At 70.3% G+C, this 24392-nt stretch carries 23 protein-coding genes, 2 tRNA genes and 1 pseudogene; 15 read left to right on the plus strand and 11 right to left on the minus strand.

Translation table 11 applies throughout. The features are described from left to right. Positions 1-152: 152 nt before the first annotated feature. A tRNA-Ala gene (locus JIW86_RS20975) sits at positions 153-225 on the plus strand. Between the two features lie 90 nt (positions 226-315). Here JIW86_RS20975 and JIW86_RS20980 read toward each other — a convergent pair. Both JIW86_RS20980 and JIW86_RS20985 read right to left on the minus strand, forming a co-directional pair. Continuing rightward, a complete protein-coding gene (locus JIW86_RS20980; RefSeq protein ID WP_257555388.1) occupies positions 316-840 on the minus strand; it encodes a GNAT family N-acetyltransferase in 525 nt (174 codons plus the stop codon). 47 nt (positions 841-887) lie between these two features. After that, positions 888-2255, minus strand: coding sequence for an MFS transporter (locus tag JIW86_RS20985; protein ID WP_257559379.1), 1368 nt, complete (start codon positions 2253-2255; stop codon positions 888-890). A gap of 247 nt (positions 2256-2502) precedes the next feature. Here JIW86_RS20985 and JIW86_RS20990 point away from each other — a divergent pair, with 247 nt between their 5' ends. Both JIW86_RS20990 and JIW86_RS20995 read left to right on the plus strand, forming a co-directional pair. Beyond that, positions 2503-2982 (plus strand): MarR family winged helix-turn-helix transcriptional regulator, encoded by a 480-nt coding sequence (locus JIW86_RS20990; RefSeq protein WP_215139822.1) that lies wholly within the window; start codon positions 2503-2505, stop codon positions 2980-2982. Positions 2983-3121: 139 nt separating this feature from the next. Further along, positions 3122-3655: a LysM peptidoglycan-binding domain-containing protein gene (locus JIW86_RS20995; RefSeq protein WP_257555391.1), complete on the plus strand. Its 534-nt coding sequence runs from the start codon at positions 3122-3124 to the stop codon at positions 3653-3655. Between the two features lie 78 nt (positions 3656-3733). Here JIW86_RS20995 and JIW86_RS21000 read toward each other — a convergent pair whose 3' ends face one another. Beyond that, positions 3734-4423 (minus strand): DUF5324 family protein, encoded by a 690-nt coding sequence (locus tag JIW86_RS21000; RefSeq protein ID WP_257555393.1) that lies wholly within the window; start codon positions 4421-4423, stop codon positions 3734-3736. Positions 4424-4598: 175 nt separating this feature from the next. On the opposite strand from JIW86_RS21000, the gene JIW86_RS21005 reads away from it, so the two are divergent. Next, positions 4599-5126 (plus strand): peptidylprolyl isomerase, encoded by a 528-nt coding sequence (locus JIW86_RS21005; RefSeq protein WP_257559380.1) that lies wholly within the window; start codon positions 4599-4601, stop codon positions 5124-5126. 158 nt (positions 5127-5284) lie between these two features. After that, entirely contained in the window at positions 5285-6160 is an 876-nt protein-coding gene (locus tag JIW86_RS21010; RefSeq protein ID WP_257555395.1) for a rhomboid family intramembrane serine protease, read from the plus strand. 115 nt (positions 6161-6275) lie between these two features. Here JIW86_RS21010 and crgA read toward each other — a convergent pair whose 3' ends face one another. After that, a complete protein-coding gene (crgA, locus tag JIW86_RS21015; RefSeq protein WP_257555397.1) occupies positions 6276-6530 on the minus strand; it encodes a cell division protein CrgA in 255 nt (84 codons plus the stop codon). Positions 6531-6621: 91 nt separating this feature from the next. On the opposite strand from crgA, the gene JIW86_RS21020 reads away from it, so the two are divergent. From JIW86_RS21020 to JIW86_RS21045, 6 genes and pseudogenes are all read left to right on the plus strand, one after another. Continuing rightward, positions 6622-7395, plus strand: a complete 774-nt coding sequence (locus tag JIW86_RS21020; RefSeq protein ID WP_257555399.1) for a DUF881 domain-containing protein — start codon at positions 6622-6624, stop codon at positions 7393-7395. A gap of 4 nt (positions 7396-7399) precedes the next feature. Beyond that, positions 7400-8113 carry a class E sortase gene (locus JIW86_RS21025; protein ID WP_257555401.1) on the plus strand — a complete coding sequence of 238 codons (714 nt, stop codon included), beginning with the start codon at positions 7400-7402 and terminating at the stop codon, positions 8111-8113. A 65-nt stretch (positions 8114-8178) separates the two neighbouring features. Continuing rightward, positions 8179-8379, plus strand: a complete 201-nt coding sequence (locus JIW86_RS21030) for a hypothetical protein (protein WP_215145083.1) — start codon at positions 8179-8181, stop codon at positions 8377-8379. After that, the gene (locus tag JIW86_RS21035) at positions 8376-9014 is read left to right on the plus strand and encodes an aminodeoxychorismate/anthranilate synthase component II (RefSeq protein WP_215144999.1); all 639 of its coding nucleotides are present in this window, start codon (positions 8376-8378) and stop codon (positions 9012-9014) included. The genes JIW86_RS21030 and JIW86_RS21035 overlap by 4 nt, the downstream gene beginning before the upstream one ends. Further along, positions 8978-9841, plus strand: a pseudogene (locus JIW86_RS21040) (class E sortase); the annotation flags it as partial. The gene JIW86_RS21035 and the pseudogene JIW86_RS21040, both read left to right, overlap by 37 nt. Before the next feature lie 13 nt (positions 9842-9854). After that, complete coding sequence (locus tag JIW86_RS21045; RefSeq protein ID WP_257555405.1) at positions 9855-10577, plus strand: class E sortase; 723 nt, start codon at positions 9855-9857, stop codon at positions 10575-10577. 79 nt (positions 10578-10656) lie between these two features. On the opposite strand, the gene JIW86_RS21050 is transcribed toward JIW86_RS21045, so the two are convergent. From JIW86_RS21050 to JIW86_RS21080, 7 genes are all read right to left on the minus strand, one after another. After that, the gene (locus JIW86_RS21050; protein WP_257555407.1) at positions 10657-11694 is read right to left on the minus strand and encodes a restriction endonuclease; all 1038 of its coding nucleotides are present in this window, start codon (positions 11692-11694) and stop codon (positions 10657-10659) included. A 139-nt stretch (positions 11695-11833) separates the two neighbouring features. Then, a complete protein-coding gene (pknB, locus tag JIW86_RS21055) occupies positions 11834-13855 on the minus strand; it encodes a Stk1 family PASTA domain-containing Ser/Thr kinase (RefSeq protein ID WP_257555409.1) in 2022 nt (673 codons plus the stop codon). A 197-nt stretch (positions 13856-14052) separates the two neighbouring features. Then, on the minus strand, positions 14053-15516 hold the full coding sequence (locus tag JIW86_RS21060; RefSeq protein ID WP_257555411.1) for a peptidoglycan D,D-transpeptidase FtsI family protein: 1464 nt from the start codon (positions 15514-15516) through the stop codon (positions 14053-14055). After that, complete coding sequence (locus JIW86_RS21065; protein WP_257555413.1) at positions 15513-16937, minus strand: FtsW/RodA/SpoVE family cell cycle protein; 1425 nt, start codon at positions 16935-16937, stop codon at positions 15513-15515. Before JIW86_RS21065 ends, JIW86_RS21060 begins: the two co-directional genes overlap by 4 nt. A 31-nt stretch (positions 16938-16968) precedes the next feature. Next, a complete protein-coding gene (locus JIW86_RS21070) occupies positions 16969-18429 on the minus strand; it encodes a PP2C family protein-serine/threonine phosphatase (RefSeq protein WP_215145014.1) in 1461 nt (486 codons plus the stop codon). Between the two features lie 138 nt (positions 18430-18567). Further along, complete coding sequence (locus JIW86_RS21075; RefSeq protein ID WP_215145016.1) at positions 18568-19065, minus strand: FHA domain-containing protein; 498 nt, start codon at positions 19063-19065, stop codon at positions 18568-18570. 10 nt (positions 19066-19075) lie between these two features. After that, positions 19076-19921 carry an FhaA domain-containing protein gene (locus JIW86_RS21080; protein WP_257555416.1) on the minus strand — a complete coding sequence of 282 codons (846 nt, stop codon included), beginning with the start codon at positions 19919-19921 and terminating at the stop codon, positions 19076-19078. A 293-nt stretch (positions 19922-20214) separates the two neighbouring features. Here JIW86_RS21080 and JIW86_RS21085 point away from each other — a divergent pair. The 4 genes from JIW86_RS21085 (at position 20215) to JIW86_RS21100 (ending at position 24354) form a co-directional block, all read left to right on the plus strand. Then, positions 20215-20297: transfer RNA gene (locus JIW86_RS21085), tRNA-Leu, on the plus strand. A gap of 252 nt (positions 20298-20549) precedes the next feature. Further along, positions 20550-22235: a sensor histidine kinase gene (locus JIW86_RS21090; protein WP_257555418.1), complete on the plus strand. Its 1686-nt coding sequence runs from the start codon at positions 20550-20552 to the stop codon at positions 22233-22235. A gap of 8 nt (positions 22236-22243) precedes the next feature. After that, a complete protein-coding gene (locus JIW86_RS21095) occupies positions 22244-22903 on the plus strand; it encodes a response regulator transcription factor (RefSeq protein WP_308296702.1) in 660 nt (219 codons plus the stop codon). A 50-nt stretch (positions 22904-22953) separates the two neighbouring features. After that, complete coding sequence (locus JIW86_RS21100; RefSeq protein WP_257555420.1) at positions 22954-24354, plus strand: DUF2252 domain-containing protein; 1401 nt, start codon at positions 22954-22956, stop codon at positions 24352-24354. The last annotated feature ends 38 nt before the right edge of the window (positions 24355-24392 follow it).

Genomic DNA, 24392 nt, shown 5'->3' on the forward strand with positions numbered 1-24392 from the left:
TCCCCTTCGCTGGTGCGAACCTCGCGAGCATCTTACGGAGCGTGGTCGCAGGGCGGGAGTCCCTATCATTTTGCGAGATGAGGGGGTACACCCGGTACTCTGTTCTGCGGAACACCCGCTCCCCGCAAGGGGACAGGCGTGTCCGGACCCATGGGGCCTTAGCTCAGTTGGTAGAGCGCTGCCTTTGCAAGGCAGATGTCAGGAGTTCGAATCTCCTAGGCTCCACTCTCAAACCCCCCTTGACCTGCGAAAACGTGGTCAAGGGGGGTCTTTTTACGTTCGGGGTGCGGGGCTCGGCAGGCCCGGGGCGGCGGGCTAGAGATCGATCCAGTAACGGCGCTTGGGGCCGATCAGGGTCTCGCGGACGTCTTCCAGGACCCCGCCGCCCCGCTCGATCGTGCGCACCGACGCGGTGTTGTCGGGGTCGCAGGTCAGCAGGACCCGGTCCATCCCCATTACCCGTGCCTCGTGGAGCACCGATTCCAGTGCCCGGCCGGCCACCCCGCGCCCCCGCGCCGAGGGTCGCACGCTGTATCCGATGTGGCCGCCGGCGTCGAGGAGGAACGCGTTCAGGTGGTGGCGCAGGTCGATGGCGCCCAGGTAGGTGTCGCCCTCGGCGATCCACCAGTACGTCGCGTGGACCCGGCCCTGCTCGACCGGCACCGTACGGTCCGCGGAGCGGTGCAGTTTGTCCACCCAGGCCGCGAAGCCCTCGGGGCTGTCGACGTCGTCTTCCGAGCCGAGACCGGCCCCGTCCATGTGGGCGTCGTCGCCCCACTCCTCTTGGGCGGCGAGCCAGGAGGAGTGCAGTCGGGGGGTGGGCGGTATCAGCTCGGGCATGCCCGGGACGCTACCAGCCGGGCCGGAGCCGGCCGGTGGGCGAGGCGTCACCGGCCGGGGGATGTTTCACGTGAAACATTGGTCCGCAGGAGGGTCGCCGCCAGGGCGATGGCGGCCAGCAGGAGCGCGGCGCCCAGGGCGAATGCCAGGTGGTAACCGCTGGTGAGGGCCTCGGCGGGCGTGCTGCCGGACCGTGCCGAGGACTCCGTACGGGAGGCCGCCAGGGTGGAGAGGACCGCCACACCGAGGGCCATGCCGATCTGCTGGGTGGTGTTGAACAGCCCCGAGGCCAGTCCCGCGTCGTTGCCGTCGGCGCCGGACATGCCCAGCGTGGTGAGGGCCGGCAGGGCCAGGCCGAAGCCCGCGGCCAGCAGCATCACCGGCAGCAGGTCGGTGACGTAGTCGGCGCGCACGGGCAGCCGGGTCAGCAGCCCCAGGGCCAGGACGAGCAGCGCGAGCCCGGCCAGCAGGACGTTCCGCTCCCCGAAGCGGGCGTTCAGCCGGGCCGAGACGCCCAGGGAGACGGCGCCGATCACCAGGGCGGCGGGCAGCATGGCCAGGCCGGTGGCGGCGGCTCCGTAGCCCAGGACCTTCTGCAGGTAGAGGGCGACCAGGATCTGGAAGGAGAACAGCGCGGCCACCATCAGCATCTGGACCAGGTTCGCGCCGACCACGGTCCGCGAGCGGAAGATCCGCAGGGGCACCAGCGGGGTGCGGGCCTTCGCCTGGCGCAGCGTGAAGGCGGCGAGCAGGGCCAGGGAGAGTGCCCCGAGGCCGAGGGTGTGCGGGGAGGTCCAGCCGTACTGCTCCACCTTGACCACGGAGTAGATGCCGGTCATCAGCCCGCTGGTGACCAAGGCCGCGCCGAGTACGTCGGCACCCGCACCCAGCCCCAGGCCCCGGTCGGCGGGGAGCGCGGGCAGGGCCAGGAGCAGCGCGGCGAGCCCGATGGGCAGGTTGATGAAGAAGATCCAGTGCCAGTCGAGTGCGTCGGTCAGGACACCCCCGAGCACCTGGCCCAGGGAGGCGCCGGCCGCTCCGGTGAAGGAGAACACCGCGATCGCCTTGGCGCGTTCACGGGGCGCGGTGAACAAGGTGATCAGGATGCCGAGGCTGACGGCGGAGGCCATCGCGCTGCCGATGCCCTGGAGGAAGCGGGCGGCTATCAGCACCGTCGGCGAGGCCGCGAAGCCGGCGAGCACCGAGGCGCCGGTGAAGACGGCGGTGCCCGCCAGGAACATCCGCTTGCGGCCGAGCAGGTCGCCGAGGCGTCCGGCGAGCAGCAGCAGGCTGCCGAAGGCGATCAGGTACGCGTTCACGACCCAGCTCAGGCTCGCGGGCGAGAAGCCGAGGTCGCTCTGGATGGCGGGCATCGCCACGGTGACGATGCTGCCGTCGAGGATCGTCATCAGCATGCCGGTCGAGAGCACGGTGAGCGCGGTCCAGCGGGAGCGCAGCCCGCGCGGGGCGGCTGCGGCCGTCGGGTCGGCCGTCAGGGAAGGGCCGGTCGTCGAGGAAGGGCCGGTCGTAAGGGAAGGGGCGGAGGCGGACGTGGAAGCGGCAGGCATCGGTCTCTCCAGTCAGTGAGGGCGACTGGTACGACCGTAACAGATGGTTTCGTTGCAGACTATTGTCTTCGGATCGAATTGTTAGTGTGGAGGCATGACTGCCATGGCACCCACCCGGACCGAGCCTGACCTCTCCTTCCTCCTGGACCACACCAGCCATGTACTGCGCACCCGCATGGCGGCCGCCCTCGGAGAGATCGGGCTCACCCCCCGGATGCACTGCGTCCTCGTCCACGCCCTGGAGGAGGAGCGGACCCAGATCCAGCTCGCCGAGATCGGCGACATGGACAAGACGACGATGGTCGTCACCGTGGACGCCCTGGAGAAGGCCGGACTGGCCGAGCGCCGCCCGTCCACCAAGGACCGCCGGGCCCGGATCATCGCCGTCACCGAGAAGGGCGCGGCCGTCGCCGTGGACAGCCAGCGGATCGTCGACCAGGTCCACGCGGACGCCCTGGCCTCCCTCGCCGACGCGGACCGCACCGCCCTGCTGCGGGTCCTCGGCCTCCTCGTCGAAGGCGACCTCGCAACCGCCTCCGACAGCCCCCGCCCGGCGCGCCGCGCCCGTCAGTGACGGGCGGCCGACCGCCCGGTCCTGTCCCCCGGACGGCCCAGTCACAGGGCCGCCCGGCGCCCGCTGTCAGACAGTGGGGGGAGGCGCCGCGCCCCAAGGCGCCGCCCAGGGGGAAAGACCACGCCGGAGGCGTACACACATGGGACTCTTCGACTTCCTGAAGTCCGACAAGAAGAAGGCACACGACGCCGCCGAGAAGGCGAAGGAGCAGGTCCAGCAGCAGGGGTCGGCGGCGACGCCTTCCAAGAGCCAGGCGGCCGACGCGGCATCGGCCACCCGGGCCGCCGCCGAGCGGATGGCCGCCGCCGCGCCGCCCAGGCCCGCCCCCGCGACCCCGACCCCCGGCTCGGCCGCGCACAAGGCCGTCCCCGCGCCCCCCAGGCCCGCCGCGATGCCCAAGCCCGGGGCGGCCGCCGCGGCGGCGCCGGGCGCCGCGCACACCCCGACCCCCGGCTCGGCCGCGCACAAGGCCGTTCCGGCGGCGCCCAAGCCGATGCCCACCGCCAAGAAGCGCACGTACACGGTCAGGTCCGGCGACTCGCTCGCCATGATCGCCCGCCGCGAGCTCGGCAACGAGGCCCGCTGGCGCGAGCTCTACGCCATGAACAAGGGCGTCATCGGTTCCAACCCCGACCTCATCCGCCCGGGCATGGTGCTGACGCTCCCCCACTGACCCCGCCGCGCCGACCGACAGCGCGAGGGCCCGGATCCATCAGGATCCGGGCCCTTGCGCCGATCGCTCCACCGCCGGTCAGAGCGACTTGTCGCCGTTTGACCCCGCCTCGCGCTCCTTCGCCGCCAGCTCGTCGTCGAAGCTCGCCGGCTCGGCATCGCGCGCCGGCACCTCCGTGGCGGCCGGCGGCTCGACGAGCCAGTCCGGGTTCGACTGCTGGTCCCACCACTTCCACGCCGCGAAGGCGACCGCCGCCAGGACGCCGACCACGGCGACCCCGCGCAGCGCCCGGCCGCAGCGCGCCCGCCGCTCGTTGCGCCGCACCAGCCGCTGGATCTCCTGCGGCGTCACCTGACCGCGCAGCGCCGCGAACGCGGCCACCGACCGCGAGGCGGCCTCCTCGGCCACCGGCGTGGCCGCCGCGATCGCGCTCTCGATCCGCGGCTGCGTGTAGTCGGCAGCCTGACGCGCCGCCAGGCGCGTCTGCTTCACCGCCTGCGTCGCCGCCCGGTCCACGTTCGGCGGCACGTGCGCACGCGCTGCCTTCATCCGCGGGTGCAGATGGGTGTCGTAGGTCGTACGCGCCTGCCGCGCGGCTTCGTTGGCCGCGTACGACAGCTTCGGCGCGAGCAGCTCATTCGCCTCGTGCGCGTACTGCGCCATGGCGTCCTTGGCGGTCCCTGCGTACGGTGCCACCACTTCCGACGCGTGCCGCACGGTCTCCCTGGCGCTTTCCGCTGCCGCGAGCACGCTGTCCTTGCGGGTCACAGGATTCCTCCTTCTCGGTGGCGGACACAGTTCACCTTTCCACCCTTTGTCGGATCATGCCTGGCATAACGCCTCCGGGCATGCGTGACAGGGCATACGGGTGGAGCATTTCTATGCGCTACTGCCCTCCGTGGGAGGATCGGAACCGACAGTGATGACTATGGAAGGCAGATCTGTGGCCGAGAAGCTCTACGCCACCCTGAAGACCAGCCACGGCGACATCGAGATCGAGCTGCTGCCGAACTTCGCTCCGAAGACCGTCCGGAACTTCGTGGAGCTCGCCACGGGCGCCCGCGAGTGGACCCGCCCCACCGACGGTCAGAAGACCACGGACCCGCTGTACGACGGCACCGTCTTCCACCGCGTCATCAGCGGTTTCATGATCCAGGGCGGCGACCCGCTGGGGAACGGCACCGGCGGTCCCGGCTACCAGTTCGCCGACGAGTTCCACCCCGACCTGGCCTTCACCAAGCCCTACGTGCTCGCCATGGCCAACGCCGGCCCGGGCACCAACGGCTCGCAGTTCTTCATCACCGTCGCGCCCACCGCCTGGCTGACGCGCAAGCACACCATCTTCGGCGAGGTCACCGACAAGGCCGGCCAGACGGTCGTGGACAAGATCGCCTCGCTCCCCACCAACGCGCGCACCGAGCGCCCGCTGGAGGACGTGATCATCAAGTCGGTCGTCATCGAGAAGCGCTGACACCGCACGCCTGACACCGCACGCCTGACACCGCGCGCCCGCGTACCCGGCGCCGGGAACCTTTCCGCCCCGCCCGTCCGTCCTGCATGCATACGAAGTGTGGGGTCATACCGGACCGGCGGGGCGCCCCCCTGCCCGGCCGCCGATCGAGGGGACCGATGGACACCGACCGTCTGCCGGGCTGCTACCGCCACCCGGACCGAGACACGGGGATCAGCTGCACCCGCTGCGAGCGCCCCATCTGCCCCGAGTGCATGATCAGTGCCTCGGTCGGCTTCCAGTGCCCCGAATGCGTCCGCGAGGGCTCCGGCACCGGCCACCGGCCGACCGCGAACGCGCCGCGCACCCTCGCGGGCGGGGTGGTCGCCGCCGACCCCCAGCTGGTCACCAAGATCCTGATCGGCATCAACGCCGCCGTGTTCCTCGCCGGGCTGGCCGCCCCCGCGATCGTGGTCCGGCTCGAGCTGCTCGGCCGGTACGTGGAATTCTTCGGCGCCCCCGTCGAAGGAGTCTCCACCGGCCAGTACTACCGCCTGCTGACCTCGGTGTTCCTGCACGTCGAGTGGTGGCACATCATCGGCAACATGATCGGCCTGTGGGTGATCGGCGGCCCGCTGGAAGCGGCGCTGGGCCGCTCCCGCTATCTCGCCGTCTACCTGCTCTCGGGGCTGGGCGCCAGCGCCTTCGTCTATCTGCTGACCGAGCCGAACACCCCGACACTCGGCGCGTCCGGCGCCGTCTTCGGCCTGCTCGGCGCCACCGTCGTCCTCGCGCGCCGGCTGCGCTACGAGATGCGGCCGGTGATCGTGATGGTCGTGCTGATGCTGGCCCTGACCTTCGTACCGCTCGGCGGCAGCCTCAACGTGTCCTGGCAGGCGCACGTCGGCGGCCTGGTCACGGGCGCCCTGGTGGGCCTGGGCATGCTGAGACCCGCCGCCAGCCGGAACCGCACACTCATCCAGTGGGGGACCTGCGTGGTGGTGTTCCTGCTGGCGGCAGCGGTGATTCTGCTCCGGACCGCGGAACTCACCTGATCACACCGGCGTCAACTCTCCACAGAGTTATCCACAGATCTTCTGTCTTTTCCTCAGGTGTGGATGACGCTGTGGATAACTCATGGGGAGAGCTTTTCTCAGGGAAGGTTTGGTGCTACTTCCACTGCGTGGAGACGCCGAATCCCGCCGCGATGAAGCCGAAACCGACCACAATGTTCCAATTGCCCAGCGATTCGATCGGCAGCTGGGTTTCGGTCACGTAGAAGACGACGATCCACGCGAGTCCGATCAGGAAAAGTGCCAGCATGACCGGGGCGACCCAGCTGCGGTTGGTCAGCCTGATGGCCTGCGGCTGCCGCGTGGGCGGCGGCGTGTAGTCATCCTTCTTGCGGATACGTGACTTCGGCACGAGGGGCTCTCCTGTCGATGCGCTGGGGACCTTGCCTGCCCCGGGCGTCCGTTAGCGTAGTGGACCTGTGGCGTTGAAGGAGAAGGGTACGTTGAGCAATTCCGACGACTCCTCCGTGGGTCCCCGTCGCCGGGCCAGACCGGTCTGGCTGCTGACTGCCGCCGTCTTCGCCCTGGCCGGGCTGCTCTTCGTCACCAGTTTCAACACCTCCAAGGGTACGAACATCCGGACCGACGCATCGCTCCTGAAGCTGTCGGACCTCATCGAAGAACGCAGTCAGAGCAATGCGGAGCTGGAGGAGAGCCTCGGACCGGCACGCGACCGTGTCGACGCCCTCGCCGACCGTGACGACGGCAGCACCAAGGCCGAGGACGCCAAGCTGGCCGCCCTGCGCGTGGCGTCGGGCACCGAGGAGCTGACCGGCAAGGGCCTGACCGTCACCCTCAACGACGCCCCGCCGAACGCGACCGCGCGCATCCCCAACGTCCCCGAGCCGCAGCCCAACGACCTGGTGATCCACCAGCAGGACCTCCAGGCCGTGGTGAACGCCCTGTGGCAGGGCGGGGCCCAGGGCATCCAGGTCATGGACCAGCGGCTGATCTCCACCAGCGCGGTCCGCTGCGTCGGCAACACGCTGATCCTCCAGGGCCGGGTGTACTCGCCTCCCTACAAGGTCTCGGCGGTCGGCGACCCGGGCGCGTTGCGCAAGGCCCTCGCCGCCTCCCCGGCGCTGCAGAACTACCAGCTGTACGTCAACGCGTACGGGCTCGGCTGGAAAGTGGACGAGCACAAGGACCTGACACTTCCCGGCTACTCCGGCACAGTGGACCTCCACTATGCGAAGCCGGTGGAGCCCTCGTCCTGAGGCATTGCGGCCCGACGTCGTACTGCGCCTGGTGGTACGGACGTTCAGCGAGGTGTGCCTGACGGCGGGCACCCTGATCGTGCTGTTCGTGGCCTACGTCCTGCTGTGGACCGGGGTCAAGGCCGACCGGGCCATGGACGGCGAGATGGCCCGGCTGCGCGACGACTGGGCCGCTGCTGCGGCCCCGGCCGCGGCGCCGGAACCGGCCCCGGCGCCGTCCCCCAAGCCCGCCGAGCCGGTCCGCCACCCCGCCGGCCAGGCCTTCGCCGAGATGTACATCCCGCGGTTCGGCAAGGACTGGAACAAGCCCGTCCTGGAGGGCACGGGCACCGAACTGCTGAAGAAGGGCCTGGGCCACTACCCCGGCACCGCCGCGCTCGGCGCCACCGGGAACTTCTCGGTGGCGGGCCACCGGCGCACGTACGGGGACCCCTTCAAGGACTTCCCCGAGCTGCGTCCCGGGGACGCCGTGATCCTCAAGGACGCGACCACCTGGTACACGTACACGGTGCGCGGCGGGCCGCTGCGCACCGTGCCCACGGACATCGGCGTGGTCGACCCCGTGCCCCGGAAGTCGCCGTTCACAACGCCCGGCAGGTATCTGACGCTGACGACCTGCGACCCCGAGTGGGGCCACAGTCACCGGCTGGTCGTCTGGGCGGAACTGACCGGCACGCGCGCCGTGGGGCAGGGCGGGCCGGAGGGTTTGCCGAGGTGACCCACCCCGCCGGGCCGCTGCCTTTAGTCTGTTGGCGTACCGCCCCTGCGGTGCGTGGAACGAACGTGGACGAAAAGGAAACAGGCGGCATGTACGGCTGGATCTGGCGGCATCTGCCGGGCAACGCGTGGGTACGCGCGCTGATCTCACTCGTACTGGTCCTCGCGGTGGTGTTCGTGCTGTTCCAGTACGTCTTCCCGTGGGCCGAGCCGCTCCTTCCGTTCAACGATGTGACCGTGGACGAGGGATCGGGAGCCACTCCGTGAGCGCGCGCATTCTGGTTGTGGACAACTACGACAGCTTTGTCTTCAACCTGGTCCAGTACCTCTACCAGCTCGGCGCCGAATGCGAGGTGCTGCGCAACGACGAGGTCGAGCTCTCGCACGCGCAGGACGGCTTCGACGGCGTGCTGCTCTCCCCCGGGCCGGGGACGCCGGAGGAGGCGGGGGTCTGCGTCGACATGGTCCGGCACTGCGCCGAGACGGGCGTCCCCGTCTTCGGGGTGTGCCTCGGCATGCAGTCGATGGCGGTCGCGTACGGAGGGGTCGTGGGCCGGGCGCCCGAGCTGCTGCACGGCAAGACCTCGCCCGTGGTGCACGAGGGCCTGGGGGTGTTCGAGGGACTGCCGTCGCCGTTCATCGCGACCCGGTACCACTCCCTCGCCGCCGAGCCCCAGACCCTGCCCGAGGTGCTGGAGGTCACGGCGCACACCGAGGACGGGATCATCATGGGCCTGCGCCACCGGGAGCACGACGTCGAGGGTGTGCAGTTCCACCCCGAGTCGGTGCTGACCGAGTGGGGGCACCGGATGCTCGCGAACTGGCTGGTGCGGTGCGGTGACGCGGGTGCCGTGGAGCGCTCGGTGGGGCTGGCCCCGGTGGTGGGCAAGGCCGTCGCGTGACCGCGCTCGCGCCGTCCGCGCCCACAGGGGGCCGGGCCGCGCGACGCAGGGCAGCACAGGAGGCCGCGAAGCTGGCCGCCCGGCAGTCCCGGAGGCGGGGCGGGCGGCGGCGCAGGCGGCCGGCGTCGGGCGGACCGGTGGTCATCGCGAGCCGGCTGGGCGGGGAACTGTTCATCACGCTGGGCCTGGTGATGCTGCTGTTCGTCGCCTACCAGCTCTGGTACACGAACATCGTGGCGGGGCGGGCGGCGGACGGCGCCGCGGGCACGCTCGAGCAGACGTGGCAGCGGGATCCGGGCACGGGGACCGACGGGGCGGCCGCGCCGCCCGTGACGGCGTTCGAGCCCGGTCAGGGGTTCGCGATCCTGCACATCCCGAAGCTGGACGTGAAGGTTCCGGTGGCGGAGGGGATCAGCAAGCCGAAGGTGCTGGACCGGGGCATGGTCGGGCACTACGGCGAGGGCTCGCTGAAGACGGCGATGCCGGCGGACAAGCAGGGGAACTTCGCGGTGGCGGGCCACCGCAACACCCACGGGGAGCCGTTCCGCTTCATCAACCGGCTGGTGCCGGGGGATCCCGTGGTGGTCGAGACGCGGGACGCGTACTACACGTACGAGATGACCTCGGCGCTGGCGCAGACGCCGCCGACGAACGTGGCGGTGCTGAAACCGGTGCCGGAGGGTTCCGGTTTCACCGAAGCGGGCCGGTACATCACGCTGACCACCTGCACCCCGGAGTTCACCAGCACCTACCGGATGATCGTATGGGGCAGGATGACCGATGAACGCCCCCGCAGCCAGGGCCCTCCGCCCGCGCTGACCAGCTAAGGACGAATCAGCAGTGTCTCGTGCCCGCCGCCGCGCCGCGGCACCGCCCGCCGGCAGCCGCAGTGTGCTCGCCGGGTTCCTGAGCCTGCTGGGCGAGCTCCTGATCACGCTGGGGCTGGTGCTGGGCCTGTTCGTGGCGTACTCGCTGTGGTGGACGAACGTGCTCGCGGACCGGCAGGCGTCGGCGCGGGGCGACGCGATCCGCCAGCAGTGGCAGACGCCGGCCCAGCCGGCGGCCCCGGGCGCGCTGGACACCAAGGACGGCATCGGGTTCCTGCACGTTCCGGCGATGGAGAACGGCGAGGTGCTGGTCAAGCCGGGCACGGACCCGGACGTCCTTGACGACGGAGTGGCGGGCTACTACGAGCAGCCGGTGAAGTCGGCGCTGCCGTGGGACGAGAAGGGCAACTTCTCGCTCGCCGCGCACCGGGACGGCCACGGCGCCAAGTTCCACAACATCGACAAGGTGAACAACGGCGACGCGATCGTCTTCGAGACCAAGGACACCTGGTACGTGTACAAGGTCTTCGCGGAGCTGCGCCAGACGTCGAAGTACAACGTGGACGTGATCAGCCCGGTCCCGAAGGAGTCGGGCAAGACGGCCCCGGGCCGCTACATCACGCTGACCACCTGCACGCCGGTGTACACGTCGAAGTACCGGTACATCGTGTGGGGCGAGCTGGTCCGGACGGAGAAGGTGGACGCGAAGCGGACGCCTCCGGCGGAGCTGCGCTGACTGACTTGCTTTGAGCAAGTCAGTCACGCGGCTGTGGATAACTCGGCGTTTGAGAGCGACAAGCTGTCACTCTCAAATGTCAGCGCAGGACCTGGAGCCGGACTCCCGCGCTCCAGGCCTCCAGAAGGCCCCTGTGGACGGCTGTGACGCCTCCCTGGGCGGCGATGGCCAAGGCTTCACGGGTGAAGGCGCAGGTGGCCACGTAGAGGGCCACGTCGGCCTGGTGGAGGACCTTCGAGGCGCCGAGGAACTTCTGCATCTCGCCGCTGACCACGTGCCGGAAGGGCGCGAAGTTCTTGCACTGGACGGCGACCGACCGGCCGTCGGCGGTGCGGGCGGTGATGTCGACCCCGCGGTCGCCGCCGTGCCCGCCGTACACCTCGACGTCGGTGCACCCGTCGCGGCGCAGCAGGCCGGCGACGTGCAGCTCGAACTCCTTCCAGGTCATGGCGTCGATGGTGCCGATGACCCCGGTGAGGGCCCGTACGTCCTGGCCGCGCTGGAGCCGGCTGAGCTGGAGGTCGTGCTCGACGAGCTTCATCTGGATCTGCTCCACGTCCTCCCGGAGGGAGATCAGCTCGCGGCGCTGTTCCCCCGAGGTCTCGATGAGGACGTTAAGCATGGGCACCACGGTCTTGCCGAGTACGTCCGTGATCCGGCTGTCGATCCGCTCGTCGAGCTCGTCCCAGCGGGGGCTGTGGACAGAGTTATCCACAGGTCGCGTGCGGACCTCGTGCTCGGCGTCTAGAAGGTACGTACGCACCTGACGTGCGACTTCGCTGTCCCGGAGCAGCATGCCGACGTTCAGCACCGCCCTACGGGGGAATACTGCGAGTGACGAAGCTTGCGACTGAATGTAACCGCGTTGCTTGAAGCAACTCAGTTCTGTACCTGTCAAAACATGGTAGCCATTGGACTCCAGCTCCTCGCGGTGGTCGAAGAGCACGGCGCGGATCACCGTCTCGGCCACCTCGTAATACGCCGCCACCATCGCCGTCGTCACGTGCAGCCCGTCCGGCAGCAGTGACAGCGTCCGCACCTTGTCCAGGACGTGCGTCCGTTCCAGCACGCTCGTGCGCAGGGTCCGGGACTCCAGCTGCACCGATTCGTTGATCATGATCCGTCCCTCCCGGGCGGAGCCCGATACCCCACCCCGTCCGGGTTAACGGATTTCGTACATATGAAGACACGTACGAAATGGGTCCGGCCCCTCTCCCGCAGGAGAGGGGCCGGACCCATTGCCGCGCTGGTGGCGGTCAGCCGCCGAGGCCTCCGAAGAAGCCGCCGCCGCCGTTGTTGCCGCCGTTGTTTCCGCCGCCGTCCATGGTCATCACGTTGATCACGGTGCCAGTCGGGACCGGGCGGCCGGCCTGCGGGTCCGAGGACAGGACGCGGGCGTTGTCGTCCGTGGGGCCGGAGAGTACGGCTCCGAAGACCAGGCCCCTGGAGGCCAGCTCCGCCTTGGCCTGGGCGACCGTCTTGCCCAGCAGGTTCGGCACCTGGACCTGCTGCGCGGCCTTGGCGATGGTCACGTTGACCGTCTTGCCGACCTCCAGCTGCGTCCCTGCCTGGGGCTGCTGGTCGATGACCGTCTTCGGTGCGGCTCCGGGGGAGTCGACCTCCGTCACGCTGCCGAGCTTGAGGTTGACGGCCTTGAGCGCCTTCTCCGCGTCGTCCTTGGTCTTGCCCTTGAGGTCCGGGACGATCGACTTGGACTGTTCCTTGGCGACCGTCAGCGTGATGACGGTGTTCTTCTCCGCCTCACCGCCCGCCTTCGGGTTCTGGTCGAGGACGGTTCCCGGGGGACGCTCGGACTCCTGGAGCTTGCGGTCGACCTGGAAGCCCTTCTCCTTCAGCGCCGCCTCGGCCTGTTCGTACGTGAGGTTGACCACGCTGGGGACCGCCACCTTGGGTGCGCCCGTGGAGACCGTCACCGTGACGGTGGAGTCCTTGGCGACCTTGGTGTCGGGCGCCGGGTCCTGCTTGCAGACGTTGCCCTTGGGCTGGTCGGCGCAGGCTTCGTCGGCTCCCTTGACCACCTTGAGGCCGACGTTCTCGCCGCTCTGCTGTGCCTTCTCGAGGGTCGAGCCGATGAGCTTGGGCACGCTGGGCCGGTTGTCGGCGGTGCTGCTGAAGAGGGAGCGGCCGATCAGGATCGCGCCGACCAGGACGAGGACGCCGGCCGCGACGAGCAGGACGGTGGAGGCCTTGCTCTTCTTCTGGCGGCGGTGCGGGCCCTGGTCGTAGCCGCCGTGGCCCTGGTCGCCGTACCCGTACCCGCCGTCGCCCGGGGGCATCGGCGGCATCATCGAGGTCTGGCCGGCGTCGGTGGTGCGCAGGGCGGTGGTGGGCTGGTCGTAGCCCTGGTGTCCGTAGCCGCCCTGGTCGTGCGGGTAGCCGTAGCCGGCCGCGCCCATGGCGGCGGTGGCGGCGACGGGCTGGCCGTCGAGGCAGGCCTCGATGTCGGCGCGCATCTCGTCGGCGGACTGGTACCGGTAGTCGGGGTCCTTGACGAGGGCCTTCAGCACGATCGCGTCCATCTCGGGCGTGATCTCGGGGTCGAAGTTCGACGGCGGCTGCGGTTCTTCCCGTACGTGCTGGTAGGCGACGGCCACGGGGGAGTCGCCGACGAACGGGGGCCGCACGCTGAGGAGCTCGTAGAGCAGGCAGCCGGCGGAGTAGAGGTCGGAGCGTGCGTCGACCTGCTCGCCCTTGGCCTGCTCCGGGGAGAGGTACTGGGCGGTGCCGATGACGGCGGCCGTCTGCGTCATGGTCATGCCGGAGTCGCCCATGGCGCGGGCGATGCCGAAGTCCATGACCTTGACCTGGCCGGTGCGGGTCAGCATCACGTTGGCGGGCTTGATGTCGCGGTGCACGATGCCGGCGCGGTGCGAGTACTCGAGGGCCTGGAGGATGCCGATGGTCATTTCCAGGGTGCGCTCGGGCAGCAGTTTGCGCCCGGAGTGCAGCAGCTCGCGCAGGGTGGACCCGTCGACGTACTCCATCACGATGTACGGGATGGAGATGTTGTCGACGTAGTCCTCGCCGGTGTCGTAGACGGCGACGATCGCCGGATGGTTCAGGGACGCGGCCGACTGGGCCTCGCGCCGGAACCGGGCCTGGAAGGACGGGTCGCGGGCGAGATCGGCGCGCAGGGTCTTGACGGCGACGGTACGGCCGAGCCGGGTGTCGTGGGCGAGGTAGACCTCGGCCATGCCACCACGGCCGAGCACGTGGCTCAGCTCGTACCGGCCGCCGAGGCGACGCGGCTCTTCCATAACGTTGCAGCCCTCTCCGTCAGTCCCGACCGCACCTGTGTGTGGTCCGGCGGTGTGCTGTTCGCGCAAAGGCTACCGGCCGATCGTCTGTGATCGGTTCGCGGCCACAGGCTGATACTGGACCGGTACCGTACGCTCGGATCCGGCCGGGATCAGTGACGTGGATCACGTGGTTCCGGCGGTCCGTCATCCCTGGGTCATCCCTGGCTCTTCAGTACGGCTTCCATGACGGCCTTCGCGACGGGGGCGGCGAGGCCGCCGCCGCTGATGTCCTCGCGGTCCGCGTTGCTGTCCTCGATGACGACGGCGACGGCGACGGGCGAGCCCTTGTCGGTCTTGGCGTAGGAGATGAACCAGGCGTAGGGCTTCTTGGAGTTCTTCTCGCCGTGCTGGGCGGTGCCGGTCTTTCCGCCGACGGTGATGCCGGAGATCTTGGCGGGCTTGCCGGTGCCGTTCTCGACGACGTTGACCATCATCTGCTGGACCTTCTGCGCGTTGGCGGCGGAGAGGGGCCGGCTCATTTCCTGCGGCGAGTGCTTCTCGATCATGTCGAGGTTCGGCGCGGTGAGGTGGTCGACCATGTACGGCTTCATCAGCTTGCCGTCGTTGGCGATCGCGGCGGTGACCATGGCCATCTGGAGGGGGGTGGCCGCGGTGTTGAACTGGCCGATGGCGCTCTGGGCGTTGCCGTCCTTGCCCATGGTCTTGTCGTAGACGCTGGCGAAGGCGCGGACCGGAGTGTCGATCTTGTCGTTGTTGAAGCCGAACTTCTCCGCGGTCTCCACCATCTTGTCGCGTCCCACCTTGTCGCCCATGTTGGCGAAGACGGAGTTGCAGGAGACCTCGAGGGCCTTGTTGAGGCTGAACTTCTCGCAGTTCATGTTGTGCGAGTTGGGCAGCGGGGTCTTGGTGCCGGGCAGGATGTACGGCTCGGGGGTGTCCGTGGCGGCGTCGATGTCGGAGACGACGCCGTGTTCCAGGGCCGCGGCGGCGGTGAGGACCTTGAAGGTGGAGCCCGGCGGGTACGTCTCGCGTAGGGCTCGGTTGACGAGGTTCTTGTCCTCGCTGTCCTTGAGCTCGACCCAGGCCTTCTCGTCGTCCTTGGAGTTGCCGGCGAAGCGGCTGGGGTCGTACGAGGGGGTGGAGACGAGGGCGAGGATGGCGCCGGTGCGCGGGTCGATTGCGGCGACGGCGCCCTTCTTGGTGCCGAGCTTGTCGTAGGCGGCCTTCTGGGCGGCGGGGTTGAGTGTGGTGACGACGTTGCCGCCCTGCTTCTTCTCCCCGGTGAACATGCCGATGGTGCGGTCGAAGAACAGCCGGTCGTCGTTGCCGGTGAGGATGCCGTCCTCGAGTGATTCGAGCTGGGTGGAGCCGAAGGCCTGCGAAGCGTAGCCGGTGACGGGGGCCCAGAGGGGGCCGTCAAGGTAGGTGCGCTTGTACTTGTAGTCGCTGCCGTTGGTGACCGCGGAGCCGGTGATCGGCTCGCCCGCCACGATGATGTTGCCGCGTTCGGTGGCGTACTGGGCGATCTGGACCCGGCGGTTTTCCTTGCGGGTGCTGAGTTCCTCGGCCTGGACGTACTGCAGCCAGTTGGTCCGGATCAGCAGCGCGAGGACGAGCAGCCCGCAGAACAGCGAGATGCGGCGCAGGGGCTTGTTCATGACGGGCGGACCACCTGGGTCATCTCGGAGTCGGGGGACGGGGCGGGGGCCGGGGCAGGTCGGCGTGCGGTGTCGCTGATCCGGATGAGGATGGCGATGAGGACCCAGTTCGCGAGGACGGAGGAGCCGCCGGACGCGAGGAAGGGCATCGTCATGCCGGTGAGGGGGATGAGGCCCATGACTCCGCCGGCGACGACGAAGATCTGGAGGGCGAAGGCGCCGGAGAGGCCGATGGCGAAGAGCTTGCCGAAGGGGTCGCGGGCGGCGAGGGCGGTGCGGACGCCCCGCTCGATGATGAGGCCGTAGAGCAGGAGGAAGGCCATCACGCCGGTGAGGCCGAGTTCCTCGCCGACGGTGGAGAAGATGAAGTCGGAGTTGGCGGCGAAGCCGATGAGGTCGGAGTTGCCCTGGCCCCATCCGGCGCCGAGGACGCCGCCGGAGCCGAAGCTCATGATCGACTGGCCGACCTGTTCGCAGGCGCCGGAGGTGGTGTAGCAGGCGAAGGGGTCGAGCCAGGCGGTGACGCGGACCTTGACGTGGCTGGCGAAGGTGGCGACGACGACGGCGCCGCCGACCGACATGAGCAGGCCGATGACGATCCAGCTGGTGCGCTCGGTGGCGACGTACAGCATGATCACGAACATGCCGAAGAAGAGCAGCGAGGTGCCGAGGTCGTTCTCGAAGACGAGGACGAGCAGGCTCATCGCCCAGATCATCAGGATGGGGCCGAGGTCGCGGCCGCGCGGCAGGTAGAGGCCCATGAAGCGGCGGCTGGCCAGGGCCAGGGCGTCACGTTTCACCATGAGGTAGCCGGCGAAGAAGATGGCGATGACGATCTTCGCGAACTCGCCGGGCTGGATGGAGAAGCCGCCGACGCTGATCCAGATCTTGGCGCCGAAGACGTCGGCGCCGAGGCCCGGGATGACGGGCAGGATCAGCAGGATCAGGGCGCCGGCCATGGAGATGTACGTGAAGCGCTGCAGGACGCGGTGGTCCTTGAGGATGAGCAGCACGGCGGCGAACAGGGCGATGGCCAGCGCCGTGTACATCATCTGGCGGGGTGCGGAGGGGGTGAAGGCACCGAAGGAGCGCTTGGCGAGGTTCTGCAGCCGCTCGGACTGGTCGAGCCGCCAGATCAGTACGAGGCCGAGCCCGTTGAGGAGGATGGCCAGCGGCAGCAGCAGCGGGTCGGCGTACTTGGCGTACCGGCGTACGACGACGTGCGCGACCCCGGCGAGGGCGGCGAGGCCCAGGCCGTAGAGCACCATGCCGGGCGGCAGGCTGCCGTTGATCGCGAGGCCCACGTTGGCGTAGGCGAACATCGGGATGACCACGGCGAAGCCGAGCAGCAGGAGCTCGGTGTTCCGCCGGCTCGGCGCCTCGATGGCGCCGATGGTGGTCGTGTTGGTGACAACGCTCATGGTGTGGCAGGCCCCCTGTGCCCGCGGGTGTCTACTGCTTTCCGCACAGGCTGACCACTTGCTGCTCCGCGGGAGTCAGAGTGGAGCCGGGTGTTTGGTTCTGAGCCTCGGCGTTGCGGCGTTCCTCGTCCTTCTTGCAGGCGGAGACCTGGACGCCGAGGTCGTCGAGCTTCTCGCGGGCGCCGTCGAGGCTGCCTTCGCTGATGGTGGCCTCGACCTGCTTGCGCTTGAAGGGCGGAAGGTACTTCAGTTCGATGTCGGGGCGGTCGGTCTCCACCTTGGAGAGCTCCAGCGGCCCGAGCTTCTGGCTGATGCCGCGGAAGAGCGCGACGTGCTCGCCCTTGACGCCGACGTAGAACTGGGTCTGGGTCCAGCGCCAGCCCGCGTAGAGGCCGCCGCCGACGACGCCGGCGACGAGGAGCAGGGTCAGCGTACGGGTGGCCCACTTGCGCCCTTTGCCGCGGCGCCTGCGGGGGTGGTCGTACGTGTCCTCGTACTCAGAGTCGCCGTCGTAGGCCTCGGCTTCGCCGAAGCTGCCGTACGCGCCGCCGCCCTGGCCCTGGTCGGAGTAGCCGTAGCCGTTGGCCTCGCCGCTGCCGGGGGGGCCGAAGGCGCCGGCGGGCGGGCCGGCCTGGCGGCCGAGGCCCGAGGCGCGGCCGGCCGGGGTCTGCATGGCGTTGCCGCCGTCGAAGAGCTGGTGCTGGTTCTCGGCGACCGCGCCGACGACGACCGGGGTGTCGTTGACCTGGGCGGCGAGGGTGTCTCCGCTGTCGGTGTCGAGGACGTCGGCGACGATGCAGGTGATGTTGTCGGGTCCGCCGCCGCGCAGGGCGAGCTGGATGAGCGACTGCACGGTCTCGCGGGGGCCGTGGTAGTCGGCGAGGGTCTCTTCGAGGGTCTGGTGGGAGACCACGCCGGAGAGTCCGTCGGAGCAGATGAGGTAGCGGTCGCCGGCGCGGACCTCGCGGATGGAGAGGTCGGGTTCGACGATGTCGCCGCTGCCGAGGGCCCGCATCAGCAGCGAGCGCTGCGGGTGCGTGGTGGCTTCCTCTTCGGTGATGCGGCCCTCGTCGACGAGGCGCTGCACCCAGGTGTGGTCCTGGGTGATCTGCGTGAGGACGCCGTCGCGCAGCAGGTAGGCGCGGGAGTCGCCGACGTGGACGAGGCCGAGGCGCTGGCCGGTCCACAGCAGGGCGGTCAGGGTGGTGCCCATGCCCTCGAGCTGGGGATCCTCCTCGACCATGACGCGCAGCTGGTCGTTGGCGCGCTGCACTGCCGTGGCGAGGGAGGTGAGGATGTCGGAGCCCGGGACGTCGTCGTCGAGCTGCACGAGGGTGGAGATCACCTCGGAGCTCGCGACCTCGCCGGCGGCCTGGCCTCCCATGCCGTCGGCGATCGCGAGGAGGCGTGGCCCGGCGTAGCCGGAGTCCTCGTTGCCCTCGCGGATCATGCCTTTGTGCGATCCGGCGGCGAACCGCAGGGACAGACTCATGCGCACCTCGCCGGTCGGCTCCGGGTACAACCGGTCTCGAGCCACACTGCCCACCCTCCGGTCGGGAGCGCGCACGTGTCCGTGTCCTCGGTGGGACGGATCACCGCCGCGCGCTCGCTCCGCTCGCTCATTCTCGTACTACTTCCGCAGCTCGATGACGGTCTTGCCGATGCGGATCGGGGCGCCCGGCGGAATGGGCGTCGGGGTGGTCAGCCGGGTCCGGTCGAGATACGTGCCGTTGGTGGACCCGAGATCCTCGACGATCCACTGGCCGTCACGGTCGGGATAGATCCTGGCATGGCGGCTGGACGCGTAGTCGTCGTCCAGCACGATGGTGGAGTCGTGGGCGCGGCCCAGCGTGATCGTCTGGCCGGCGAGGGCCACCGTGGTTCCCGTGAGGGTGCCCTCGGAGACGACGAGCTTGGTGGGCGCACCGCGGCGCTGGCGCTGCTGCGGTGGCGCGGCCTGCCGGCCGGCCTGCTGCGGGGCGGTGCCCGCGCCGCCGCGGCGTGAGCCGCGCTGCGTGACTCTCGTTCCGAAGAGGTCGCTGCGGATGACCTGGACGGCCACGATGACGAACAGCCACAGAACGGCTAGGAAACCCAGCCGCATGACCGTCAGGGTCAGCTCTGACATTGCCCCCGCTTCACCCTTCGGCTTGCCGGTAAATGATGGTCGTGCTGCCCACGACGATCCGCGAGCCGTCGCGGAGCGTAGCGCGGGTGGTGTGCTGCCCGTCCACCACGATGCCGTTGGTGGATCCGAGATCCTGGATCGTCGAGGGCGTTCCGGTCCGGATCTCACAGTGCCGGCGCGATACGCCGGGGTCGTCGATCCGCACGTCGGCTTCGGTGCTTCGGCCGAGTACGAGCGTGGGGCGCGAGATCTGGTGGCGGGTGCCGTTGATCTCGATCCAGTGGCGCCGTGGGGCGCCCGAGGTGGGTACGGGTGCTGCCGGGCCCGGTCCGCCGGCGGGCCGGCGGGCGCCTGGTCCGCCGGGGGGCGGGGCGCTGGGCATGGGCGGGGCGGCGACCGGCGGGTAGCCGTAGCCGCCCTGGCCGGCCTGGCCTGCCGGACCGCCCTGCGGCCGGCCCTGGGGGGCCTGCGGCTGGGAGGTGCTGGAGGCCAGGGTACGGCTGCGGACCCGGTAGAGCCCGGTGTCGAGGTCGTCGGCCTTCTCCAGGTGGACCTTGATGGGGCCCATGAAGCTGTAGCGCTGCTGCTTGGCGTAGTCGCGGACGAGGCCCGCGAGCTCGTCGCCGAGCTGCCCGGAGTAGGGGCTCAGGCGGTCGTAGTCGCCGGCGCTGAGCTCGACGATGAAGTCGTTGGGGACGACGGTCCGCTCGCGGTTCCAGATGGTTGCGTTGTTGTCGCACTCCCGCTGGAGGGCGCCGGCGATCTCCACCGGCTGGACCTCGGACTTGAACACCTTGGCGAAGGTGCCGTTCACCAGACCTTCGAGTCGCTGCTCGAACCGCTTCAGAACTCCCATGGGGCACCTCCTCCGTCGTTGTCGCCCTGTACTGCTTACTGATCGTATCCACGCGTGGCGGATTCGGGTGGTTCCCCATCGGTCCTGTGAGGACGAGTGTTGGTCCTCACAGGGGATCGTAGGGGGGCCTCAGGGACAGTGTCCCGCACCGGGAGCGGAGTGTGGGAGGGGCCGTCCTCAGAGGGGTGCGGGGGTGCGGGGAAAGCGATGTGATTCCACCCCGTCCTACGTGCTAATGTTTCGACGTCGCCAGGGGAACGGCCCGAAAGGGAAGAACCACTGGGGAGCTGCTCGGGCGAGTGGCGGAACGGCAGACGCGCTGGCTTCAGGTGCCAGTGTCCTTCGGGACGTGGGGGTTCAAATCCCCCCTCGCCCACATCGACGAAACGGTCGTCATCGCGAAAGCGGTGGCGGCCGTTTCGTGTTTCCGCATGTGCGGATCTCCGCATGTGCGGATCTCCGGTTTTTCGGAGATCAACTGCCGTGCCCGGTGCGGGCCGTGTGGCCTCCGGATGGCCAAGGAGTGATCCAGGACACGTGGTTCGCGGTCGGCCGTCCGACTTTCGTCGCTCGGGGCGCGACGAAAGAGGGCGGCCGGTGGTGTGCCGGGGTGTCTAGGGTCGGTCGGGTGGATGCGAAGGCGATGACGCGTGCGGGCTGGGACTGGCTGAGGGGGCCGGAGCCCTGGACCCGGCGGATGCTCGTGGGTGACCTGGCGATCGCCGGGGTGCTGGCGCTGCTCGGTCTGGGCGTCGACGAGCTCGACAACGGGTCCGGGCGGCGGATGCTGGCGAGCGCCTTGGTCGTGATCGTGCTCACGCTGCTGCGGCGCAGGCTGCCGGCGGCGACGCTGGTGGTGGGTTCGGCGGTGAGCGTGTTCCTGCCCGGCTCGTTCCTGGTCACGTGTCTGCTGGGCTGGTCGGCGGGGCGCCGGATCGTCGGGGTGGGGCGCGCGGGGGCGGCCTTCACGCTGGCGTTCGTGGCGTCGGTCGGCCTCGGGGTGATCCACGAGTGGTCGCAGATGCGGCCGCTGCTGGTGATGGTGTTCTCCACGCTGATGTTCCTGGCGACGACGGTGATGCCGGGTCTGGCCAGCCGGTACTGGTCGCAGCGCCGGACGCTGCTGCGCGCGCTCCAGGAGCGCAACGGGCAGCTGATGCGCGAGCGGGCGATGGTCGCGGGGCAGGCGAGGCTGCGCGAGCGGCAGCGGATCGCCCAGGACATGCACGACAGCCTGGGCCACCAGCTGGCGCTGATCTCGGTGCACACCGGTGCGCTGGAGGTGGATCCGAAGCTCACCGACCGGCAGCGGGAGGCGGTGGGTGTGCTGCGGCAGGCCTCGGTGGCGGCGATGCACGAGCTGCGCGAGGTCGTCGGGATCCTGCGGGACGGGGTCGAGGCGCCCGTTCCGGTGGAGGAGGCGGCGCAGCCCGCGGCGCGCGGGGTGGCCGGGATCGCGGGGGTCGTGGAGGCGGCGCGGGGCGCGGGGACCGACGTACGGATGTCCACCTCGGGTCAGCCGCGGCCGCTGGTGGCTGCCTGCGACCACGCGGCGTACAGGATCGTGCAGGAGGCCCTGACGAACGCGTACAAGCACGCGCCGGGGGCGACGATCACGGTGGAGCTGCGGTACGAGGACGATTCGCTGGTGGTGGAGATCGCCAACGGGCCGGCGGCCGGTCCGGGGGCCGGCGAGGTGGTGTCGGGCGGGCAGGGGCTGACGGGGCTGCGCGAGCGGGCGCGGCTGGTCGGCGGGATGGTGCACGCGGGCGGGACCGAGGGCGGCGGGTTCCGGGTGGCCGGGGTGCTGCCGTACGGGGCGGAGCCGGCCGGGGCGGGGGACATGGCCGACGACTTCGGGCAGCAGGCGCAGGCGCGGGGGCTGCGGGGTGTGCCGCCGATGGACTGGGCGGCGGTGGACCGGGAGCTGACCGTACCGGGGCGCAGCCGGACCGGCGGGTTCGCGCTGGGCTGCGGCATCGCCTTTGCGGCGGTGGTGCTGATGGTGATCGTGCTGGGGGCGGGGGTGCTGCTGGTGGTGGGCGCGATGGGCGACTCGATGGTCGACCGTGCCGTCTTCGACTCGGTGCGGGTGGGAGAGTCGGAGCAGGCTGTCCGGGACCGGCTGCCGTCCGGCGAGAATTTCCTGACGCCCGGGGCGGACCGCAAGGGGCCGCCGCGGCCGGAGGGTTCGCAGTGTCTGGCGGTGCTGGCGAAGGATCAGCCGTCGGCGCTGGGGACGGACATGATCTTCCGGTTCTGTTTCGAGGACGGCAAGCTCGTGGACAAGCAGGCTTACGAGGTCAAGCAGTAGGAGCACGGGTGACAGCCGAAGTGATCCGCGTGGTGATCGCAGACGACGAGCCGCTGATCCGGGCGGGGATCAGGATGATCCTGACCTCGGCGTCGGACATCGAGGTCGTGGCGGAGGCGGCGAACGGCAGGGAGGCGGTGGATCTGGCCCGCGCGCACGCGCCGGACGTGGTGCTGCTGGACATCCAGATGCCGGTGATGGACGGGCTGACCGCGCTGGGGGAGCTGGGGCGGGCCGCGCCGGAGGTGCGGGCGCTGATCCTGACCACCTTCGGGGAGAAGGAGAACGTGCTGCGGGCGCTGGGCCAGGGCGGTGCGGGGTTCCTGCTGAAGGACTCGGCGCCGGGCGAGCTGATCGGTGCCGTCCGGGCGGCCGCGGCGGGCGACGCGTACCTGTCACCGGCGGCGACCCGGCACGTGGTCGACCAGCTGGCGTCGGGGAAGGCCGTCGTACGGGGCGAGGAGGCCCGGCGGCAGGTCGCGGAGCTGAGTGAACGCGAGCGCGGGGTGCTCGCGTTGTTGGGGGAGGGACTGTCGAACGCGGACGCGGGGCGGCGGCTGCACATGAGCGAGGCGACGGTGAAGACGTATGTGAGCCGGATCCTGGCGAAGCTGGGCTGCGAGAACCGGGTTCAGGCGGCGTTGCTGGCCAGGGACGCCGGGCTGTAGATACCGTCAGCCCGTTCGAAGGCGATCAACGTACGGGTGGGGGCGGCGCAATGGCGGCGGTAGTGGGACAGCGGATCCCGGAGGTGGCGGGGTTCGCGCCGCGGGTGGCGGCGGGATCGCCGAAGCAGGACGGCAAGGCGCTGCGCCTGCGGGTGCCGCGGGCGGCGCACGCCGCCTTCGAGGCGACGGCCGGCCGCCCGGACGCGGTGCGGGCGGTGGAGGAGTCCAATGCCGGCCGGGTCGCCGAGCTGACGCCGATACGGGTGGGCCGGATGGCGGCGAACCCGTTCGCGTTCCTGCGGGGCGCGGCCGGACTGATGGCCCACGACCTGTCGGGCGGGCCGGTGACCGGGGTCGGCGCGCAGATCTGCGGCGACGCGCACGCGGCGAACTTCGGGCTGTACGGGGACGCGCACGGCCGGCTGGTCATCGACCTGAACGACTTCGACGAGACCGTCTTCGGCCCGTGGGAGTGGGACGTGAAGCGGCTGGTGACCTCGCTGGTGCTGGCCGGGCGGGTGGCGGGCGCGGGCGAGGACACCTGCCGGCAGGCCGCGCTGGACGCGGTGGGCGCCTACCGGAGGACCATGCGGCTGCTGTCCCGGCTGCCCGCCATGGAGGCGTGGAACGCCATCGCGGACGAGGAGCTGGTCTCGCACACCGATGCCCGGGATCTGCTGGGCACCCTGGAGCGGGTCGCGGAGAAGGCCCGCAACAACACCTCCGCGCGGTTCGCCGCGAAGTCGACGGAGGCCGGACCGGACGGCATCCGACGCTTCGTGGACGCGCTGCCCGTGCTGCGCCGGGTCGGGGACGGGGAGGCCGAGGCCGTGGCGGCCTCGCTGGGCCCGTACCTGCAGACCCTCCAGGGCGACCGGCTGCCGCTGATGGCCCGGTACGCGATCCACGACGTGGCCTTCCGCGTGGTGGGGACGGGCAGCGTCGGCACGCGTTCGTACGTGGTGCTGCTGCTGGACCACCGGGGCGAGCCGCTGGTGCTCCAGGTGAAGGAGGCGCGGCCCTCGGTGCTGCTGCCGCACCTGCCCGCGCTGGGCTTCGTCTCGCCGCCGGAGGAGCACGAGGGGCGCCGGGTGGTGGCCGGGCAGAAGCGGATGCAGGTGGTCTCGGACATCATGCTGGGCTGGACCACGGTGGAGGGGCGCCCCTTCCAGGTGCGCCAGTTCCGCAACCGCAAGGGCAGTGTGGATCCGGCGGCGCTGACCCCCGCCCAGCTCGACGACTACGGGCGGATGACCGGGGCGCTGCTGGCCCGGGCGCACGCGCACAGCGTCGATCCGCGGCTGCTGGCCGGGTACTGCGGAAAGAACGAGGAGCTGGACGAGGCGATGGCCGCCTTCGCGGTGGCCTACGCGGACCGGACCGAGGCCGACCACGCAGATCTGGTGGCGGCGGTGCGCACGGGGCGGATCGCGGCGGAGGCCGGGGTCTGAGGGCTTTCGCCCGGGGTCTGGGGCCTTTCGCCCGGCGT

Source organism: Streptomyces sp. NBC_00162 (assembly GCF_024611995.1).
Lineage (GTDB): Bacteria > Actinomycetota > Actinomycetes > Streptomycetales > Streptomycetaceae > Streptomyces.